Genomic DNA, 17,945 nt, shown 5'->3' with positions numbered 1-17,945 from the left:
ATTTATTCTAATGGAGAAATATGAGTCTCTGGAAACTACTATTTCTTATTCCACTCTAGATACTTCTTAAATTTTTTTATCTCTAGTTGAACCAATTGATAAAAGATATCTACAATCTCCTCCTCTGATTTACTATTATATCGAATCATCTGTTTACCTTTTTCATCATTTTCATATATATACCAAATTTGATTGATTTCATCGAATTTATAACCCAAGGCAAGTGGCAAATTACTATCGCCAATACAAAGCTTTCTCTCTATTGGAAGCTGTTTTTGCAATACTTCTATTGAAATATCCATATCCAATCCTTTCTAATTAATAATCCCTAAATTGATCATATCCATCCCATTAAGTGGCGGAACTATCTGTTCAGCCCCTCCAACTAATTCTTCCCATGGAGCAGCTTTTCCATGAACACCATACTTGTAGTATTCTATATCGCCTCCCAATGCAGACTGAATATTCTTTATATTCCTTTTATAATTGGATATATAATCATTAAATTCAAAATCAGTTAAAGAGCCCAGTCCCTCTGATTCTAGAACTAAATTCAATTTTTCTAAATTTCCATCAGCAATAGCATCAATCTTATCAAAATAACTTGATTTATTGAACACACCACTATGGTAAGCTGACTGATTCTCTACATATGGTATTGAACGCTGGCTATAAGTATAAACTCCACTTTCTGGAATATCAGAAAAATTAGCACCGTACATTGAACCAAATCTATCCCACCTTTCTGGTAAACCAGTCTGCTTCGTAATACCTTGAATAGTTCCCTCTTGAAACCCCATTTTATCAGGCCAATGATAATCCACCCATCCTTCAGGCATAACTTTTTTGACATACTTAGCATCTATTGGGACATTAATATCTGTCTTATCAATAACTTTTTGAAAAGCCTTTTGAAGCTGTTCGACTTGCTCTTCTAATGATAAGTATTTAGTTTCTGCAAGTTTTGAAATAAACTGCTTATAATCGTCAGAATTATTAATTATTTCTGGAATAGAAAATTCTCTATTCTTCAGCCGAATCAAACTTTCAGATTCTATATTTCTTACGATATCTTCAGCTGAGTTGAGAAACTTACTACCAAAATGAGTATCTCCAACTGTTGTTTCCACAACATCAGCCATCATCATGCGCTGACCTGTCATCGCATCTTCGACAACACCAATCGTAGGAAGATTTAACGAAAAAGCCTTTGCTCTCTCCAAACCTTCTTGAGCAGCCTTGGATAATCCTAGGACTGATTCATCTACTAAATCAAGACCAAATGTTGTGAATTGCTTACCATAATTATCGACCTGTTCCCCAGTCCTTACCGGTCACATTATTTGTAAGTCACTGTTCCTAAAAACTGTGACTTTAATGTTGAGCTAACATTCCCTAAGTAACTGTAATTATAAATCAATATTATTGTATTACTCGGTGGAATTTCTGGTCCAACAGACAAACTCTTCAAATTATTAATAATTCTATTTTCATACGAAGCACCACTCAACATGTTAAATAAATCTGAATAACTAACATCAAATACTTCTCTTTCAATTAAATAATCATCAATATCATCAATATCAATGATATATGATTCAAAAAATTCTGAAGGCCTGACCTCTCCATCATCATCATATTTCAAATCAAAATAATCTGCAAAGTCACTCTTAGAGTTAAAATTACCAATCCAAATGGATACTGTGTTATCTGTTTCCATATCATCTACTCATCTTTCTATTTGAATGTAAATTGTAATCCTTTAGGGAGCTTTTCAATACCACCTTGCAAACGATAATGTGCCCAATTATTAAGTCTCCTAATAAAAGTATCATAATCTAACGAACTATCAATTATGCTCAATAATTCATTATGAGCAGTTGTCGAACCTAATCCACCATGTACTCCTGCTGGATTAATAAATTTTACTTCTGATATTACAGTTCTTAAATTTCGAATTTCTTCTGCTTGAACTCCCCATCTTTTAAATTGAGGAGCACGAGAAACCAAATGCCACTCGTGCATTCCACCTGGAGATCTAAGCTGGCGTTCAATCTTCCTTCTTAGATGTTTATCTTGCCAAATCGTTTCTAATTGTTCTTCAGTTAATCTATTAAAAAATTCTTCAAAATTTCCAGATTTAACAGTCGGAATATCTTGAGCAGTCAATGTATCTAATTTCTTTAGTAGTTCATCTACTAATGAACTGCTCTTTAACTTTTCCGAACCTCTACCACCAAATTCCACCACCTCATCCACACTACCATCCAAACTCTTTGCAAAAGTTTGAAGATTATCCGCCAAGCTGGACAACTTCCCTGGTGATGAGGGTGGAATGACACCATCAATCAGTTGTGGTTCTAAACCAATGTTGAGGCGGAAATTCTGTGCAGCAGTACTGATTGTCTCATCCGCATGACGAAGTTTACCAGCAACGTTATCAGCTAGTGATGATACCTTATTAACCACTAAATTGTCAAGTTGTTTCCCAAAATCATCGATTTTAGTCACAACCTTCTTGCCAAAGTCATCCACGTTCTTAAGAACAACCTTGAAATTATCCACATTCTTCGCCGCCTGCTCCATGCCTTCCTTGAAGCTGGTTTTAAGGCTTGCCTTGATGCCAGCAAAACCTGCCACCTTACCTGTCTTAGCCAGGTCGTTGAGGTAACCAACACCTGGCACAAGGTCAAACAAGGCAAAAGCTCCTCGCATCAGCCGTTCACTATCATCAAGCTCACGACCAGTCATCCAGTCCTTGCCAGAGGCAGCTGAGTACATGTCCGATGCCGCTAAGGCAACGCCTGCCACAGCTCCTGCAGGAGGAAAGAAAATGCTCAAAATGACAACACCAGCAGCTAAAACAAGGTCTCGTTTCCCCTCAAAAGCTGCCTTCTCATCATTGAGGGAATGATAAGTAAAGGCTCTAGTCTGATGACTGGCAAAGAGGTAATCTTCCTCGCTCAGCTTGCTCTCTTTATAGTCATCGCTAGACTTATAGGAGTCATACATGGCCTGAAGCCGTTTCTTATAGGGATTGTCAACCTGATAAAGTTCCTTGAGACCAACTTCTTTAGCCAAGACTTCCCGAGTGCCCATGTACTGGCCAGCATCACTATAGATGACCTCAGTTTTCTTAAACCCAATCTGGTTACTAGTCTTGTAGTCGCTGATGTTCAAGGCCTCTAGCCGATCCCCAACCTTGTCCAACTTTTCATAGAAAGGCTGGTCAATCTTATCCTTCAGATACTCTTGCACCTTGCCCGCATAGGTTTCTAGAGCGGTCAGTTTGGACTGTAAGGTAATCGCCGTCACATGGTCATCATGAAAGTGAAGGTTGCCAATAGTCCCATCCACATCCAGCTCATTGATGGCCCGTTTGGCCTTCTCCGTAATCTCAACCAGGGACTTGATCCGATTCGCAAAGCCCTGACTACCACTACCGCCAATACCACTATAGGAGGACATAGCTGGACCGCCCCAGCTGCTGTAACTGCTACCACTAAAACCACCACCGGAGCCAGTCTCAGTAACAGAGCCTAAAGCACCCTTCATTTTGCTCCACTTGTGAAGATGAAGCTCAACATTTTTAGTCATTAGCTTCCTCCTTCCTCTGGTGGGAACAACTGCCTCAAATTATCAGCCAAGGGACCACCGCCCTGCAAACTATCTCGGAAGTTCTGTGCCAGAACCTCATCTTGTTCCAGCCATTGGTTCATCAGGTAGAAAACCTCACCATTGGCTCGACTGTATAAATCACCAACCTCATTGACCTTGTTAAGCATCTTAGCGTAGTGGGCCATCGCCTTAGAAGCCTCCCCGCCCTCATAGTATTTAGTCTGGGACAAGGCTTGGAGCTTCGGTGCCAGATGATGGTGGAAGGAGAGTTCTATGGTAGTTATTTTGGGAAAATAGCAGAGCTAGAAACAGGATTTATTAGCTACAACTACAGTTTAGGTAATCAGGAACGATTATTTGATAAATCAGATAATCTTTATAATGTTTACAAGAGGTTTATTTTTCAACTGATATTATTCACATCTACATAATTTTTAAAAATCAATAATGCATTCTCTATTGTCCCTTTATTTTTACCAAATGCATACTTTACTTGGTCTCTTAGATGCCTATCTGTCAATAGATTATGAAAATAGATAGTTTCTAAAAAAGATTCACTTGGATACTTAGGATTAGGTACAGAAATGGTAAAATTCCCACCTTCTCCATATTCAAACGGTACATTTTTACGAGTTGAGGCAAGCCACATGATAGTGTCGTAATTTTTATATGAAAATTTAAATCCAAAATTTTCATATTCTCCTCTAATTATTTCAATGTTATCCAAATCTTTATAGAAAACATTCAATAAAGCCTCTCTCACGATTTTATAACCCAAACTATCTTCTATCGGTAAATATAACTCTGTCATTTAATAGCCCTCCAATAATTTCCAAACGTCTCGATCCTATATCCATTGTTTATCAGAATATCTATTTCATTTGCATATGATATTCCCCTACCAGTGGTATCTGCTATTAGCCTTGCCTTATATGGATCAGAAATCAATACAAAATCTTTACTATTTTGAATTTGTTTAATTAAAAATTCATCATTGACTTTATAAGCTAAACTAGGATCCACATCCGCCATAGCACTCCACCCATTAGAACCTGCATCAAAATACGTTAATTTATTAGCATAAGCTATCTGTTCATATGAATTAACACTTTCGAATTCATAATAGCCTAACAATGCTGTTTTAGAATCAGAGTTATGAGTAGTTAACTCTGTCAATCTATTTATATCTATTTCTGTATACTTTTTGCTCATATTTTCTGCATAATCTATTATTAAACTCTCGTCAAAGCGGACTTTCGTTGATAATATACTCTCTGGTATTACCACCTCATCCACACTGCCATCCAAATTCTTGGCAAAGGCTTGGATGTTATCCGCTAGCCCAGACAATTTCCCTGGAGGTGGAGTTGGCATAAAGCCATCAATCAATTGTGGCTCTAAACCAATGTTAAGGCGGAAATTCTGTGCAGCAGTACTGATTGTCTCATCCGCATGACGAAGTTTACCAGCAACATTGTCAGCTAGTGATGATACCTTATTAGTCACTAAATTGTCAAGTTGTTTCCCAAAATCATCAATTTTTAAGGCAAGATAGTGCTCTTACTTTAGAAAAATAGCAGAGCTGAAAAACAAGCTCTGCCAATTAAAACTACAAAAATACTAATACATATTGAAATAATATTTTTCATTGACAGAAATCTTATCAAGAAAATCAATTAAACTGTGAGCAATCTCTTTGTCATAATAATAAATTTTTCCCATATTATAATCTAAAAATCCGATTGATAACAATGTTGATTCATTAGCTTCAAAAAAGACTAACTTATCTTGTGCGAACTCATCGTATATATCAATATCTTGATAGAATTCAAAATCATTTTCTTTATATCGAAAATCCCGAACAGATTGTGGATCCATAATACGATTAATATTGCCAATATTGCTTCCAATAAAACCATATCCTATTTTTTCATAGAATAATTTTAAATCCTCTGGAAATAAAATTCCCAGCTCACTCTCAGATGAGATAATTTCTTGAGTGTTCAACTGATAAAACTGATTATTCTTATTATTTTTTATATTACTAAATTTCATGTATTCCTCCTATTTAAACAAATTCCTAGAAATTGAATCTCCGCCATGAATACCTGCTTGATGCTCATTTGGAAACTTAGCAGGATGTATATTCCACCATTCATGTTGGCCACCAAATGAGTTTTCTATAATATGGTGAGCATCATATTTGTCACCTGCACGACGCACAATCTTTCCATTCTTACCTAACACATCTTCTGTATATGTTGGCCACTCTTGTCCAGTATATTGCTCCCATTCTGAAATTAAATTATCTTTAACTTCATTAAATTTCGCTCTATGCTTAGACGTTTCAACGGGAGAAAGTTTTGAATATTCATTACTTTTTAATGCATTATCCAATTCTTCAAGTTGATTACTTGGGATATTTCGACTAGTCCAGGATTCAATATCCTTTAGGTAATCTGCCATAAGATTCTCATCAAAAGATTTATACTTAGATAAATTTTGGGAAACTCCCCCACCATTCAACGTAAACCGCTTACTGGCTTCCAATCCCTCATCAATCTGTGAACTTGGCATAATGACTGTGGCATTATGTTTACCGAAGTCAGGATTAAATATACCATCAGCCAACTGGTAGGCATCATCTCGAACAGAACGAAGTAAATCTGCCGCCTGTTTCCCAAAATCATCAATTTTAGTGACAACCCGCTTCCCAAAGTCATCGACATTCTTGAGCACAGTCTTGAAGTTATCAATATTCTTAGCCGCCTGCTCCATGCCTTCCTTGAAGCTGGTTTTAAGGCTTGCCTTGATACCAGCCATACCTGCCACCTTACCTGTCTTGGCCAGGTCATTGAGGTAGCCAACACCTGGCACAAGGTCAAACAAGGCAAAGGCTCCACGCATTAGACGCTCACCATCATCAAGCTCACGACCAGTCATCCAGTCCTTGCCAGAGGCCGCTGAGTACATATCCGCTGCCGCTAAGGCAACACCTGCCACAGCTCCTGCAGGAGGACAGAAAATGCTCAAAATAACAACACCAGCCGCTAAAAGAAGGTCTCGTTTCCCCTCAAAAGCCGCCTTCTCATCATTAAGGGAATGATAAGTAAAGGCTCTAGTCTGATGACTGGCAAAGAGGTAATCCTCCTCGGTCAGCTTGCTCTCTTTGTAGTCATCGCTAGACTTATAAGAGTCATACATGGCTTGAAGCCGTTTCTTATAAGGGTTGTCAACCTGATAAAGTTCCTTGAGGCCAACTTCTTTGGCCAAGACTTCCCGAGTACCCATGTACTGGCCAGCTTCGCTATAGATGACCTCAGTTTTCTTAAACCCAATCTGGTTACTAGTCTTGTAGTCGCTGATGTTCAAGGCCTCTAGCCGATCCCCAACCTTGTCCAACTTTTCATAGAAAGGCTGGTCAATTTTATCCTTCAAGTACTGTTGCACCTTGCCCGCATAGGTTTCTAGAGCGGTCAGTTTGGACTGTAAGGTAATCGCCGTCACATGGTCATCATGAAAGTGAAGGTTGCCAATAGCCCCATCCACATCCAGCTCATTGATGGCCCGTTTGGCCTTCTCCGTAATCTCAACCAGGGACTTGATCCGATTCGCAAAGCCCTGACTACCACTACCGCCAATACCACTATAGGAGGACATAGCTGGACCGCCCCAGCTGCTGTAACTGCCACCACTAAAACCACCACCGGAGCCAGTCTCAGTAACAGAGCCTAAAGCACCCTTCATTTTGCTCCACTTGTGAAGATGAAGCTCAACATTTTTAGTCATTAGCTTCCTCCTTCCTCTGGTGGGAACAACTGCCTCAAATTATCAGCCAAGGGACTACCGCCCTGCAAACTATCTCGGAAGTTCTGTGCCAGAACCTCATCTTGTTCCAGCCATTGGTTCATCAGGTAGAAAACCTCACCATTGGCTCGACTGTATAAATCACCAACCTCATTGACCTTGTTAAGCATCTTAGCGTAATGCTCCATCGCCTTAGAGGCCTCCCCGCCCTCATAGTATTTAGTCTGGGACAAGGCTTGGAGTTTCGGAGCCAGATGCTGTTGAAAGGATAGCTCTATAGTAGTCAGATAACGCATAATCTCATGCATCTCATCAACATTCATAACAATCTGTTGACTGGATGCACCACCGCCATCATGATGAATTGATTCCTTACCCATCAGGCAAAATCCTCCTCTCTAAAGGGAATTCCTAACCAAGTGTAGCACCGTTCTAGAAAATAGTATTGGCTAAACCGTTGTAACACTTGTTTAGACGTTTCAACCCCATACAACTGCCCATCAATCTCTCGGAATAACCAAGACACGACCAAATCATCCCGATGCTTTGACTCAAGCATCTGACGAAGCGGATAGTGCTGGATAACAACAGTGTCATCACCAGCTAGTGCCTCCTCGATTTCTGGAGAGAGAACCTCTTCCTTGGTTAAGAAATCACCTTCATCCGCCTGAGGCTCTCTCAGTAAAAGAGACGGTAATTTTTCTTGAAAGAAAGCTAACCGAGCAAGTGGGCCTATCCGCAATAACTGATACCCTTCTTGGCCATCAAGCAACATAACCGATTCCCCTTGATGACCTGTAAGCATGACATAGGCATTATTAATAACAGTTAGAGAATAACCTGTGCAATAATCCTTCAAGGTTTCCACAACCACAAATCCAGCCTTAGTTAAGGCATCATCGTCTCCAACAAGGCCTTTAGCCTTTAAGGACTCATGGGCAAACTCCCAAACAGCTTCTGACGGTAGAGAAAGCTCTTCTAACCCTGGCAGACCAAGCAAGGTATCACCGTCAAAAGCTCCAATAAGGTAATAAAGCTCATGGATTGAAAAATAATCTGTTCGTGCCATAGCCTACCCCCTAATTGAGGCAACTTCCGATGAACTGTTATAGTCATCAATGGATTGCTTCAAACTCGTTACCGCTGTTTCATGTTCTTTCATGATACCAATCAAATCACTGTGATACTGATAGATAAGGTTCAAAAAAGTCATAAAGGCATTTTTCGTTTGCCCACTCCACGCAGCACTTTCCAAATAAGAGCGCAGTTCGCCAACCGTTTGATACGAAGAAGCTAGCTCTTTATTGATATCTTTAGATAATTGCAAAGCTGTTTCGAGTTCCGCATAAGTTATTTTTAATTCTGCCATGAATTACCCCCGATTCTTTTTCGCTGCTTCTTTAGCCTCACGACGGCGACGCTCTACTTCTCGTCTACGCTCCTCAGCTTCCTGAATCGCTAAACGATGGTAATACTGATACCTACTGTAAGCCGCCGACACCGCCTCAGCTAATTTGGCCCCATCACTCGTCTGATGTGATTTAAGAAGCACAACCTTAGACCTCGCAGTTGATTCACTATCTGAAAAAACATCCTCTGGGATATAGCTCGCTTCCATATTAGGGCGATTCGATAAGTAAGTATCAACACGCTGACTTAACTGTTTCTCTTTGTTATCAAAGTCTTGTGATAAGGACAACAGCTTATTATAAAGGCGTTGATACTGGTCTCTTTTTTGTTCTGTAGGTGTTCCACCACCAAACCAACCAAAAATAGACATAGATTTTCCTTTCTATACTTCCAGCAACTGGACAAATTCATAGCCATCTGGGTAAAGTAAATAGCCTTGATTTGATTTCAGTGACGGTTCATTGTTAATGTAAGGGTAACGAGTATGGTTCTGATCACTAATCCGTTGACCTAAGAACACTTGCCCCACCAAGTGGACAATCATCTTAACGTAATTGTCATAAGTATTGTTAACCAAGTCTTGAACTGTACCTACAAAAACAGGAACCACGCCATAGGTCGCACCTTCTGAGATTAAAAGCTTAAAATCAGCCTCACTTATATTAGACACTCTAGCTAATTCCGCTACATCAGGGATAATGAGTAACCACTTAGCATAAGATTGACTAGGTTCAGTCATTCTCTTATTCAAATCCTCAAGAATGGTCTTCATCACATTTTCAACTTCCAAGGATTTATCAAAGCGTTGGACACCTGCAAATAAGCCTGTACCAATACGCTGACTAGAATCTAAAATCACCGCATTGTATTGACCCTCAAGTCGTTTGAGATGAAAGTCTAAAATCTTATAGTAATTGTTCACAAAAATTGGACTATCCGATGCCATCAAAACAGGTTTCTCAAAGCTAAACCCTGCCGGCTGAACCCACTCCCTATCCAAACCAAAGACAAAGTCCTTGGCTGACAAATCAATGGCTTCTGCCTTCACTTTCTCAGGCAACATCGGAATACCACTTGGCAACTCACCTGTGTAGGCCGTCCTCATAGCTTCAACCTCATTGCCCACCTCAATGATGTAGTCCGCATGGGCTTCACTAGTGTAAGGCAGGGTTACTTGGAACTGGACAATCTCATCCAGCTTGGTAATGGCCCGACCCTTGATTTCATCCAGAGGAATGTTGGAACGACCGACAACACCTGACAGGTCACTATTGTCAAACAAGAAGAGGGAAATTTTGGTCTTAAAGTTGGACTGGAGCTGGAGACGCATGGCATTGAGGCGAGATAAGGTCGTCACCAGATAAATGCCAAGTGACGCCCCGTCACGAGCGATGACGTTAAGCACATCGTAGAAGGCATCCGCAAATGGGGCATCCATAACACTATCAAACCCATCAATCATGACAAATAGGGTTGGAAAACTGGTCTCAGACAGCTGGTTGTACTGGCGAAGGTTGGTGGCCTTAAGCTTGGACAAGGCCTTCTTACGCTCCTTGACCATCTGCTTGAGGCGACGCATGGATTTGAGGATTTTCTCCGTCTCATCCAAGGCGAAGTAATCCGCCACATGAGGGAAATCGGACAGGGAAATCAAACCACTCGTTCCGAAGTCGTAAAGGTAGAAATGAACTTCTCCTGGACTGTGCTTACGCATGGCATCAACAGCCAAGGTCTGAAGGAAGGTCGATTTACCAAAGCCTGGGCTAGAAACGAGGAGGATATGACCTGTCTGTTCCATGTCAAAGTAGAGAGGCGACTGTTCCTGTTTCTCTGGAATATCTTGATAACCCACCAAGAGAGGCTTAAGCCCAGATGACTCTTGCCAGTAGGTGCTAAAGTCCGTTTCCTGCAAGTCTTGTGATAAGACTCGGTCAGCCAAAGGTGGTAACCAAGGACTAGCAACCTTAGGAATATGGAGGTTCTCAAAAATCTCATGAGCTTGTTCCACAATGGCATCTAGCTCCGTCGGCAAGCTCTTGACATCCTTCTGCTTGGACAGACCACTCAGGTCCTTGTTAATGGCCCGATACTGACCGCTATCGGTGATGTCATAAACCGTCGTCTCACGCTGAACACCAGCCTTGCCGTCTGGGTTGTAATCCGCACCAGACCAGGCTGACTGGAAGAGCTCGTAGATTTCATTGTTACCCACTTGCAGGTAGGCCCGACCAGTTTGGGTAATCTCAGCCGCATCAGGCGTCTTGATGACCTCACGAGAGTCCGCCACATCCTGCACCTTAAGAGCAATCTTGAACTTAGAGTTAGACCAAATCTGGTCATTAACCACACCACTCGGCTTTTGAGTCGCAAGGATTAACTTAACCCCCAACGAACGGCCGATACGGGCCGTTGACACCAATTCATCCATGAAGTCTGGCTGGTTGGCCTTGAGCTCTGCGAACTCATCGCTAATGATGAGCAGATGCGGCAGAGGTTCAGACACCTTGCCTTCCTTGAAGAGTTTGGTGTACTGGTTGATGTGGTTGACATTGTTTTCTTGGAAAATACGCTGACGCTTCTTAAGTTCGGCCTTGATAGACACCAGGGCTCGGTTGGCCTGGTTGCCATCCAAGTTGGTAATGGTTCCCACAACGTGAGGAAGTTTGGCAAAGAGGTTAGCCATCCCACCACCCTTGTAGTCAATGAGCAAGAAAGCCACTTCGTAAGGGTGGTAATTAACTGCCAGAGACAGAATATAGGACTGCACCAACTCTGACTTACCAGAACCCGTCGTCCCTGCAATCAACCCGTGAGGGCCATGTGCCTTCTCGTGCAGGTTGAGGTAAAGGATATCATCACGACCACGAACACCAAGAGGCACCGACATGGTCTGATAGGTCTCATTTTCCTTCCAGCGAGTCAAGAGGTCTAGCTCCTCAACCTTGCTCACTCCATACATTTCAAGGAAGGTGATGCTATCAGGGATAGAGTTCCGCATGGTCTGAACATGGGTAATCCCTGCCATGTTTCTGGCAAAGGTTTCCTTATCCTCAAGAGAAATCACTGGGAGTGGCACAAAAGTCTGATTGAGGTAGGTATCCTCCTGCAAAATCAGGGTTGCCTTCTTATCCCCACGGTAGTCCACAACTGTCTTCACATGTTCAGGCAAGCTCTCAATCACCTCTTCCACAAAGACATAGTGAATGCCCAAATGAGACAGGTCTTCATTGATGTACTCCATGATGTTGTGATCAAGCATCAGACTCAAATCGGTAATCAAAAGAACATAGCGTGGGGCATACTGCTTCTCACTGGATTTTTCCTGCTCACTGTCCAGTTTTCTCTCCTTGATGATTTGGTAGAGCGAAGTCAAGAGCTGGTCACGTGTCCGCTGGCTGTAGACAAACCCACGGCTGTTAAACACTTTCAACTGGGTGTGCGGTAACCAACGGCTCCAATTCCAAAGTGGCAACTCTTCCTCACGGAAGATTGGCACAAACTGAACATCGTGGTAGCTCTGGAAGGTCGCCACCTGCATCATGAGTTGTTGCACTTGCTCAATCACCACTCGGCGAGAACCAATATAGCCAATTGGCGACCCAAGCTGGTTTTGAAGAGGCATTTGGTCCAAATGACGATAGTAAGCCAAGAGTTCCTGAACCTTTTGATTGGCCTCCTCATTGTGCTTGGTCATCTCTGAGTCAGAGTAATCAATGCTAAAGCTCGCCTTGATTTGACCGAGCCCCAAACGGTAGGTCAAAAAATCAAAGTGATAAGGGGTCTTCTCATAGATACGGCGGTCAATGGCCGCTGCCATCTCAAGCAAATCGGTTGTCGCTGGGTAATGGTAAAGCAGAGCGGTTTCTTGTTCTGCCTTACTACTGGCCAACTCCTCGTATTTACCATCCAGATAAGTCAGGTAATCTGAAATCTTCTGCTCTTCCGTTTCACGGTGTTTCTTCTTATCTGCAAAATAAGAGTGAATCGAGGTCCCGATGGTAATCACCGACATCCCCATCATCATGATAACCATACCGCCGCTTTTAGAAAAGTAGGCTGTTAAGCCTGTGAATACAATCATGGCGATTGGGGTCAACAAGAGCTTCACCAGCGATTGCTTGGTATCTTCCGATTGGGTGGGAACAGCCGCTACTGAAATTTTGTTCTCTGGTTCTCTTAAAATAATTCGAGGAGAGCGATGGAAATCCTTCCCTCGATCATCTCGTTCTGACAACTCTGCTGGCAACAAGTTCGTCTGATAATCCCCCACAGCCGCAAACTCCAAGCGGTCATTAATCACCGAAAGGAATAAGCCTGAGGCAAAGAGAACAGTGTCATGGTCTTGGAGTGAAGCTTTATCCGCCACCAACTGGCCATTGTGATAAAAGGCTTGGTTGGCAACAAGCTGCCACTCGTCTGCCTGAGGTCTGAGAACAACTTCCAGCGACGGGAGCGACACTTGAATCGTCGCATGGTAATCGGACGATAGGTAAAGCATCCCATCTGGCAAGTAAACACTCTGACGCCCCGCAAATGAAACCACCGTTACCAGCTTCCCTGAATCCAATTTGAACGGGTGCACACCATGTGAATAGGTCTCCTCATCCAAACGAAACCCATCGTCAAGCACCTCGATAGTTGCTGATTGGGAGAAGGGCAAGTGATGCTTTAATAGTTCACTCAACTCATAGGGTCTGCCAGGAAACAAGGGGTAAGCAATGTGTTCAGTAATGACATATAACATGGCCCACCTCCTTATTCCTGAGTGCTTGAAGCAGGAGTCTTTTCACTTGCAGCACCAGCTGTTTCTTCTGGTGTCAGGTAGGTTTTCTTCAACTCATCCAGCTTGGTTTTATAAGTGTTTAATTGACTGGTCCGCTCTTCTGCTCTTAAATCAGGATCGCGTTGAATATCATCGATTTTCTTGGTCATGCTATACATGAGCAATTGGGGGTCATCCAGGAAACTAGCGATATCAATGGCCTCATCAATCTTAGACTGACCAATCAAAATCCAATAACGAAGGTAGTCCTCGTTTGACTGCGTTGAAATTTTACTAAGCTCCTGACGTTGCATTTCCGTCAACGGCTCTGTCATGATAACCGACAAGGCAACGATGTACTTATCGTCCTGACTAAGTGCCTTGCTATCCGCAGATTTAACGGTTGTAATCACTTTGGAATAATCTTTTTGAATAAAGGCTAAACGGGTTTGACTAATCATCTCTTGTTTTGGTAGAGAAGACAAGAGAACATAGCCTAGACCTGCCGCCAATAACACCGCCCCCAAACTAGCTAAGATACTAGTTGCTTTCAAACGAGCCAGGCGACTCTTGGTAACCACGGTCATGGTCTGCTTATTTTTCTCTTTCTCAGTCTGATACTCGGCTTGAAGTAATGTGCTGACGTCAACTAAAGAGTCTGCCTTCACCAGTTGCTCACAGAAAAGATTGCCACGGTAAAAAGGTAGCTTACCATTGATTAAGGTATCATAGCTGGTCTTCTTGTCCAATACAGACACCATCATGGCCTGATAGCGTGTTAAAAACTCTTCAACCGTCAGTGCCTCATAAGGCGGTACTTGACCTTTAACCCCTCGCTCTACTAAAAGCGGCAGAGCATTCAGGGTAAAGAGGACCTTACTCGGGTGGAAATCATAGGTGTAAACGGTTTGGTTAAGAAGTTCAAACACCTGACCAAGATTGATAAAATGGCGTAGCTGCTCTTCTCGTGTCAAATCAACAAGCCTATCCCAGGCATAGCACCCATCAGGCTGAACCAATTCCAATTGGAGGTTCTCGCCATCAATCGCTACTTTCTGATTGACAAACAAGGGCTGTTTAGCTTCCAAGAGTTGGAAAGCCACTGATTGATTCCCTTTAACCTCTTCTAAAAGCAATTCTCTCATAACTGTTGTCACGCCTCTTCTCCTTATTCTATAATGTTTCAATCACAAGCAGGTCACCGTCTCTTAAGTCCGTTAACTCTTGAAAACGTGACAAGACTTGCCCCTTCTTTCCTTGGCGAGCCAGAGGGTTGTTAAAAACCAAGCCCAGGCCATAGGACTCCGATACCGTCTGTAATAATTCCTGTAGGGCCATCGTTGTCGGCACTCTTAAATCCAGCAAAGGACAACCAACAAGAGATAAGTCCAGACTGATATTGACATAAGATGACATTTGATTAGTTTCCTTTCTGTCGTCTGGTTTGAACAAGCGACCAGCTCATGACCACAATGCCCAAACCAAATAAAGCTAACATCTGCCAGGAAATACCTGGCTTTTTCTCAGTCAACTGCACACCATAATCACTTGACACCGCAAGCTCTGTTTCAGGGTTAAATAACAATTCCCTATAATCCGTTGACCAATTATTTGAGGGCAAATCCTCAAGAAAAATGCCCTCTTTAAGACTTTTTTCCTCACTTAAAGTAAGTTCTTGTTTATGAGCAATTAATGCTGTAGTTTCTGCATTAAAGAGCTTAGAGAGTTCTGTCTCCTGCTCAATGTAATAAACTTCTTTGGTCTCTTTCCCCTGATTAATATCCGTGTTAATCTGGAGAGAGCCATCATTGGCAAAGACAAATGATGGCTCCATAACGATAACACTAAGCCACAGGACAAAGAGACGACTGAAATGGCGTTTCATAATTAATACTCCCCTAATATATGACTAGGTAATTCGTCCATTAGTTTAGACTAAAATTCTTAGCCGCTGGACTAATGATCCCGACAGGAAGCGAATCACCTGCTTGACTTTGGTTACCAAAACAATCACCCACTAAACGATTAAAGTAAGTCATCAACTGCTGGATTTTACTTAGGTGGCGTACCAAAGTGCCAGCCGCCTGCCCGGTCATTTGACTTGAAATTGTGCTAACCGCAAACGATAGTTCTCTAATAATACGGTCAGTAATACTCTGGACCGCTTTTTGGCTAGCAACAATCTCATCTAAATCAAAAGCTGTATAAACCCCTTCTTCAATAATAGCTGTTAAAGCAGGGAGTAAGTGCTGCATATCCGCAGATGCTGTTCTGGAAATTTCAAGGGCAATTTCAAGTTTGTCAGGTAGGGACTTGAACACTCTTCTCGCTTCATTAATATTGGTGGTGATATGAGAACCGTATACTTCAGATAGAGTTCCCCAATAGATTTGTTTTGTGACAATTTTATCCTTTACTTTTTCGGAACTTTCAACATAGATATTAGTAGTGAAAGAATCTTTTATTAATTCCACCGTACTGTTAAAAACGCCAATACTCGACCGCCAATCTTCTAGGGATCTTTGAACTGAGCGAAAAGCTTCAGAGAATGCAGTCCCTACAATTCTTGCATAATTGTCGCTATTTTGCTCAACTTGAGTATCAAAAGCCTGTAGGACATCCTTAACATCATCAAAGATGTTAGATTCTTCTAGATAGGCTTTGTAGCTACTCGGAACAGTTGATGGGGCTAAATAATCGATATTACCGCCGCTGGTAATCTGTCCACTCAACCACTCATCCATTTGTTGGAAATGATTGGCTAAGCTCGAGCTTAGTTGAGCAGCATTACTAATACTGGCATTCAGTTGTGATAAGTTACTCTCTTCAACAGCCAGAACTTCTGTCAATGCTTCGCTAATCCCATCTTTCTTACCTTCTCGCAACCCTCTTCCTTCAAAGATTTTTTCAGCCTGTTCTTTCAAGTGCTTGGCAGTCTGTTCCAAAATTTCTGAACACTTGAGAGCAGATGGCGTCGGGTTAATCGAGAGCCCTGAACTGGATGTCCCAATCTGCTCTGCTTGACTATGTTGATAAAGGCTACCACTTTGTGTTTTGAGGGTGGTAATCAAACTATTATAGGGACTGATATCAAGGTAAGCCCCTGAAGCAAGACAGGCTGAACTTGGAACAGAACTATAGCTGATTGGATTGATTGAAGCCAGGTTATCAAAAATATGCTTCTTGGAAATAGCTTGCCCGAGGGAATCGTGGAGCTGATAAAAGACATCTGTCAACCGAGTTTCCTTAAACCGTTGGACAATACTTTCTTCAACTTTTTGCTTCCGAGTCTCAAAATCACCTTGAATTTTCGCATTTTTTTCTTGACACAAGCGACACAAGTTAATCAGCATCGGAATTTCAGTCAAGCATAGCATGTTCAAATTGCTTGATAGCATGCGTAAACTATCTGGGTTTATCGTGATGGTCTCACTACCAAATGACGACAACGAGCCACTCGATAGAAACAAGTTGCGTGGCTCAGTATTAGCAGTACTAATCCGAATATCTGCTGTGCCATCACCATCAATATCTACCTGACCAACATAATTTTTCTGACTCACAATCAAACCATATTTATCAACCATATTACCATAGTCGTCATATGTATAACCACCCCACATATGTTGCTTTATAAAACCTTCAGGATTCTTAGTGGTCATTACTTTAAAAACCTGACCAACCGCCCCTTCTTTCTGGTCATACCCTATCCCAACAATATCTAACGGATCTATGTAATTATAAATTCGACTATGAAGAATTTTTTCTTTAAGTCTTTGTTCTGAACTAAGAACTCTATAAGTATTTGGTCCATTATAAAGATACACTCCAGAAATACGGTCGAGGTGCTCATTATTAACCGAGGTGACACCATACTGGGTATTCATTGAACCCAGAGAGTGCCCATAGAAATCAAAATAGGCATGACGATACTTTTCCATGCTATCATTTGTAAATTCAGCCGCTTTTCGTAATTGAACCGTTCCCCTTGTTGGTACCCAATCAGGAACAGTGACTCTTGCGGCCATTGGCAGATCATTAATAACCCAATCAAGGAACGTATCCCAACCTTTTTCTACCGACTCGAAAGAAGCCGTTGAGCCTTCGTACAGCATCGTCACTTGATTGACTCTGTCAAAATCTTTTTGAGTAGGATGCTCTGGTAGTTTAATATCCGTGATGACATAAGCTTTAAATCCAGATCCTGTTTTTTCAATTTCGGCAACATAGCCTATGGTTGTTTTGCTATTATCTTGATTTGGAATCACAACCTCATCACCATGCTGGTAATTATTATATTCTGCCTCAGCAATCATTTGTCTCTGATAGTCTGTAAAAGTAGTCATTT

18 protein-coding genes are annotated in these 17,945 nt (G+C 41.8%); all 18 read right to left on the bottom strand.

Annotated elements, in window-relative coordinates:
- Nucleotides 1-38 precede the first annotated feature (38 nt).
- The 18 genes from BZG42_RS03075 to BZG42_RS02990 all read right to left on the bottom strand — a co-directional run bounded on the left by BZG42_RS03075 (nt 39) and on the right by BZG42_RS02990 (nt 17,943).
- The gene (locus BZG42_RS03075; RefSeq protein WP_155965035.1) at nt 39-302 is read right to left on the bottom strand and encodes a hypothetical protein; all 264 of its coding nucleotides are present in this window, start codon (nt 300-302) and stop codon (nt 39-41) included.
- A 12-nt stretch (nt 303-314) separates the two neighbouring features.
- Nucleotides 315-1,223, bottom strand: a complete 909-nt coding sequence (locus BZG42_RS03070) for a hypothetical protein (RefSeq protein WP_155965036.1) — start codon at nt 1,221-1,223, stop codon at nt 315-317.
- A gap of 116 nt (nt 1,224-1,339) precedes the next feature.
- Nucleotides 1,340-1,720: an immunity 22 family protein gene (locus BZG42_RS03065; protein ID WP_155965037.1), complete on the bottom strand. Its 381-nt coding sequence runs from the start codon at nt 1,718-1,720 to the stop codon at nt 1,340-1,342.
- Nucleotides 1,721-1,737: 17 nt separating this feature from the next.
- Entirely contained in the window at nt 1,738-3,597 is a 1,860-nt protein-coding gene (locus BZG42_RS03060; RefSeq protein WP_159780084.1) for a pre-toxin TG domain-containing protein, read from the bottom strand.
- Nucleotides 3,597-3,803: a hypothetical protein gene (locus BZG42_RS10050; RefSeq protein WP_227985601.1), complete on the bottom strand. Its 207-nt coding sequence runs from the start codon at nt 3,801-3,803 to the stop codon at nt 3,597-3,599. Before BZG42_RS10050 ends, BZG42_RS03060 begins: the two co-directional genes overlap by 1 nt.
- A 218-nt stretch (nt 3,804-4,021) precedes the next feature.
- On the bottom strand, nt 4,022-4,429 hold the full coding sequence (locus BZG42_RS03050; RefSeq protein ID WP_156009207.1) for a hypothetical protein: 408 nt from the start codon (nt 4,427-4,429) through the stop codon (nt 4,022-4,024).
- The gene (locus tag BZG42_RS03045) at nt 4,426-5,124 is read right to left on the bottom strand and encodes a hypothetical protein (protein ID WP_227985603.1); all 699 of its coding nucleotides are present in this window, start codon (nt 5,122-5,124) and stop codon (nt 4,426-4,428) included. Before BZG42_RS03045 ends, BZG42_RS03050 begins: the two co-directional genes overlap by 4 nt.
- 114 nt (nt 5,125-5,238) lie before the next feature.
- A complete protein-coding gene (locus tag BZG42_RS03040; RefSeq protein WP_155995703.1) occupies nt 5,239-5,673 on the bottom strand; it encodes an SMI1/KNR4 family protein in 435 nt (144 codons plus the stop codon).
- A gap of 9 nt (nt 5,674-5,682) precedes the next feature.
- Nucleotides 5,683-7,407 carry a pre-toxin TG domain-containing protein gene (locus BZG42_RS10235; protein ID WP_159780082.1) on the bottom strand — a complete coding sequence of 575 codons (1,725 nt, stop codon included), beginning with the start codon at nt 7,405-7,407 and terminating at the stop codon, nt 5,683-5,685.
- Nucleotides 7,407-7,805, bottom strand: a complete 399-nt coding sequence (locus BZG42_RS10035; RefSeq protein WP_236563897.1) for a hypothetical protein — start codon at nt 7,803-7,805, stop codon at nt 7,407-7,409. Before BZG42_RS10035 ends, BZG42_RS10235 begins: the two co-directional genes overlap by 1 nt.
- Complete coding sequence (locus BZG42_RS03025) at nt 7,805-8,494, bottom strand: DUF5081 family protein (RefSeq protein ID WP_155995699.1); 690 nt, start codon at nt 8,492-8,494, stop codon at nt 7,805-7,807. The genes BZG42_RS10035 and BZG42_RS03025 overlap by 1 nt, the downstream gene beginning before the upstream one ends.
- A gap of 3 nt (nt 8,495-8,497) precedes the next feature.
- A complete protein-coding gene (locus tag BZG42_RS03020) occupies nt 8,498-8,794 on the bottom strand; it encodes a WXG100 family type VII secretion target (RefSeq protein ID WP_155995697.1) in 297 nt (98 codons plus the stop codon).
- Nucleotides 8,795-8,797: 3 nt separating this feature from the next.
- On the bottom strand, nt 8,798-9,205 hold the full coding sequence (locus tag BZG42_RS03015) for a hypothetical protein (RefSeq protein WP_178085292.1): 408 nt from the start codon (nt 9,203-9,205) through the stop codon (nt 8,798-8,800).
- 12 nt (nt 9,206-9,217) lie between these two features.
- Nucleotides 9,218-13,579 (bottom strand): type VII secretion protein EssC, encoded by a 4,362-nt coding sequence (gene essC / locus BZG42_RS03010; protein ID WP_155995695.1) that lies wholly within the window; start codon nt 13,577-13,579, stop codon nt 9,218-9,220.
- Nucleotides 13,580-13,590: 11 nt separating this feature from the next.
- Nucleotides 13,591-14,754 (bottom strand): type VII secretion protein EssB, encoded by a 1,164-nt coding sequence (gene essB / locus BZG42_RS03005; RefSeq protein WP_328706710.1) that lies wholly within the window; start codon nt 14,752-14,754, stop codon nt 13,591-13,593.
- Nucleotides 14,755-14,770: 16 nt separating this feature from the next.
- On the bottom strand, nt 14,771-15,013 hold the full coding sequence (locus BZG42_RS03000) for a type VII secretion protein (protein WP_120171813.1): 243 nt from the start codon (nt 15,011-15,013) through the stop codon (nt 14,771-14,773).
- A gap of 4 nt (nt 15,014-15,017) precedes the next feature.
- Nucleotides 15,018-15,482, bottom strand: coding sequence for a type VII secretion EssA family protein (locus tag BZG42_RS02995; protein ID WP_155995693.1), 465 nt, complete (start codon nt 15,480-15,482; stop codon nt 15,018-15,020).
- A 40-nt stretch (nt 15,483-15,522) separates the two neighbouring features.
- Nucleotides 15,523-17,943, bottom strand: coding sequence for an SA1320 family protein (locus BZG42_RS02990; RefSeq protein ID WP_155995691.1), 2,421 nt, complete (start codon nt 17,941-17,943; stop codon nt 15,523-15,525).
- Nucleotides 17,944-17,945 lie beyond the last annotated feature (2 nt).

Source organism: Streptococcus sp. DAT741 (genome assembly GCF_009866825.1).
Taxonomy (GTDB): Bacteria; Bacillota; Bacilli; order Lactobacillales; family Streptococcaceae; genus Streptococcus; species Streptococcus ruminantium.
The sequence above is the reverse complement of the archived record's forward strand: the minus strand, read 5'-3'. Positions and strand labels throughout refer to the sequence as shown.